Here is a 2,055-nt window from a genome sequence, read left to right as displayed (position 1 = left end):
CGCGAAGAAAGAGTCGGCGCCCAAGCCGCACTCGGCTCAGGCGCCGACCCCATGGCCTTTGGACACGAACCCCATCGGGCGGTGCTTGCCGATTTCATTCAGGCCGTGTCTACGCGTTCGACGCCGATCGCCAGTGGGAGGTCCGCTCTCCCGGTGCATCAGCTGATCGATGCACTGCTCGAATCGTCGCGGACACGAAGCTTTGTGCCTTTATAAATCCTCACCGAAAACGGACGCCCCATGACCGCTCCTTCTTCCCTCTCCGGCAGCACACGCCTGTTCGTGATCATTGGCGATCCCATCGCGCAGGCGAAGTCGCCGGCGGTGTTCAATCGACTTTTCGCCGACATCGGTGCCGACGCAATCCTGGTGCCGATGCAAGTGCCAGCCGCCCATCTGCACGCGACTCTCGAGGGCCTGAAAGGCGTGGCCAACCTCGATGGGATCGTGGTCACGGTGCCGCACAAGGTGAACGTTGCAAAGGCGATCGATGTACTCGGGCCGCACGCCCTGCGCGTCGGCGCCGTCAACTGCGTTCGCAGGCTGTCCGACGGCCACTGGGGCGGAGAGATGTACGACGGCGAAGGCTTCGTCACCGGGTTGCGTCGCCAAGGCTTCCAGCTGGCGGGCTGGCGCGTGTTTCAGGCCGGGTGCGGAGGCGCCGGCAAGGCGGTTGCGCACGCGCTAGCATCGGCAGGCATCAGCTCGCTGGATCTTCTTGACGTCAACGAATCCCTGCAGCAAGAGCTCATCAATGATCTTCGACGCCTGCACCCGCAGTTGCAAGTGAACGAGGCGCGAATACCCGGTGAAGCACACGATCTGCTCATCAACGTCACTCCCTGCGGCATGGCGCCCGGCGACCCCCCGCCCTTCGAGCTCGGGGCCACCCGGCCCGACGCCGTCGTGGCCGATCTCATCATGAAGCCCGAACGCACCCCGCTGCTGCAGGGAGCCGAAGCGCGCGGGCAGCGGGTTCACCTGGGACGCCACCTGCTTGAAAGCCAGGCCAGACTCGTCGCGCGCTACTTCGGCTTCGACGTCTGAGCACCGTTCTCGCAGTTTCGGCAGATCGCGGCCACTCAGGGATAACCATATGGTTACTTGATTGGTGGCCTTCTACAATTCACTACTTGGTTACTACTGCTTAAACCTGGAGTTGTCATGACCTTCGCCTCATCCTTCGGATCGCACATCTTCAAGACGCTGCGCCGCGCTGTTCCAGTCGTTCTCATCGGCTGCGCCATGCATACCGCCCAAGCGGCGGACTACCCCACAAGGCCGGTCGAAATCATCGTGCCGTGGGCCGTCGGCGGGGGCAGCGATGCGGTCGCTCGTGCCTTCGCCGATGCGGCGACACGGAGCATGGGGCAGTCATTCATCGTGGTGAATCGCCCGGGGGCGTCGGGATCGATCGGTCATCAGGAAGGCGCCTCGGCGCGGCCCGACGGGTACAAGTTGACGCTTGTGACGCCCGAAATCTCGCTGGCGTATCTGCAGGGCATCGGCAAGACGCAGTGGAAAGACTTCGCCTACGTGGCACGCATCAATACCGATCCAATCGTGCTTGTCGTCCGAGCCGATTCGCCGTGGACCACACTCGAGCAGTTTCTCGACCATGCGCGTGCCAATCCGGGCAAGGCGACGATCTCGAACTCCGGCGTCGGCGCGACCTATCACCTCGCGGCAGTTGCGGTCGAAAAGAAGACGGGGCTGACTTTCAACAACATCCCATACATCGGCGCAGGCCCCGCCGTCGTCGGTTTGATGGGAGGCCAGGTCGATGCCACGTTCGCCACGACCGGTGAAGTCGGAGTCCACGTGAAGGGAGGCAAACTGCGCATGCTCGCAGTCATGGCAGATCAGCGCCTCAAGGACTTCGGCCAAGTCCCCACCTTCCGCGAACGGCAGATCGATGTGCAGCTCGGTACGTGGCGGGCTCTGGCGGCGCCTAAGGCCACACCGCCCGAGATCATGGCGACCCTTAAGCGCCTGGTCGACAAGGTGACCCAAGACAATGGCTACCGCGAGTTCTTCGCGCGCCAGTACCTAGGC

2 protein-coding genes and 1 pseudogene are annotated in these 2,055 nt (G+C 63.3%); all 3 read left to right on the top strand.

From position 1 onward, the window contains the following. A pseudogene (locus AC1DY5_RS53145) lies at nt 1–216 on the top strand (Gfo/Idh/MocA family protein); the annotation flags it as partial. Between the two features lie 24 nt (nt 217–240). Beyond that, a complete protein-coding gene (locus tag AC1DY5_RS53140; protein WP_478122269.1) occupies nt 241–1,047 on the top strand; it encodes a shikimate dehydrogenase family protein in 807 nt (268 codons plus the stop codon). Between the two features lie 117 nt (nt 1,048–1,164). Next, nucleotides 1,165–2,055: tripartite tricarboxylate transporter substrate binding protein (locus AC1DY5_RS53135; RefSeq protein WP_478122268.1), on the top strand; the 891-nt coding region annotated here is incomplete at its 3' end.

It is taken from the genome of Variovorax sp. P4_D9 (assembly GCF_056401695.1).
This window is presented reverse-complemented; position numbering and strand designations above follow the sequence as displayed.

Coding starts and splice junctions, on each gene's coding strand:
- AC1DY5_RS53140 (WP_478122269.1), top strand. CDS start 241: ATGACCGCTCCTTCTTCCCTCTCCGGCAGCACACGCCTGTTCGTGATC.